General features: G+C 47.3%; 2 protein-coding genes. Both read left to right on the top strand.

Features of this window, described 5'->3' with window-relative positions; genetic code table 11:
• Window positions 1-120 precede the first annotated feature (120 nt).
• Window positions 121-306, top strand: a complete 186-nt coding sequence (locus tag FRY97_RS22020; protein ID WP_147169777.1) for a hypothetical protein — start codon at window positions 121-123, stop codon at window positions 304-306.
• Between the two features lie 41 nt (window positions 307-347).
• The coding region (locus FRY97_RS22025; protein ID WP_147169778.1) for an Rpn family recombination-promoting nuclease/putative transposase at window positions 348-632 on the top strand (285 nt) is incomplete at its 3' end.

Below are 632 nucleotides of genomic sequence, written 5' to 3' on the forward strand. Positions count from 1 at the left end.
GCGGATGTTCCCGCGCATAGCAGCGCTACGTAAGGGGTTGTCCAACGAAGAGTAGCCTCAAAATTCGCCGCAGGCAACCCCTAGTTTTAGCCTTGACAGACCACTAGATTCTATAGTCTATTGGATAGTACTGACAACTGGGTAGAACCCCTCAACCTGGACACTGAAGAATTTATCGTCTCTGGCACCTTTCAGCGTACTCTATTCGATCCCAACGGTGGCGATACGCTCTTTATCACCGATGGCTGTTCTGATTACAATCAATTCAAATTATTTGAATTTATTTGTTTTTTCTGTTGCAATTAAACACAATAACGGGCATATTTGTGTGGCTAAATCTCTGTGCCATGCCCTCAAAGCCCAAAATACATCAGCCCGATGACCGCTTTTTCCGCCACGCCATGAGCAAACCGGAGGTCGCAAAAAAGTACATTGAGCACTTCTATCCGGACATTGCGCGCATTACCGACCTCGGGAGCCTGAAGCTGGAAAGCAGCCTCAGTATTCAGCCCAGCCTAAGGGAATTCAAAGCCGATGTCATCTACCGCTGCCGCCTCAAAAAAGAGGAAGAGCAGCATTTGTACTTTTGTCTGCTGCTTGAGCACAAATCACAGCCCGATAAATACGTGTCT

This window comes from Phaeodactylibacter luteus (assembly GCF_007993045.1).
GTDB classification, from domain to species: domain Bacteria; phylum Bacteroidota; class Bacteroidia; order Chitinophagales; family Saprospiraceae; genus Phaeodactylibacter; species Phaeodactylibacter luteus.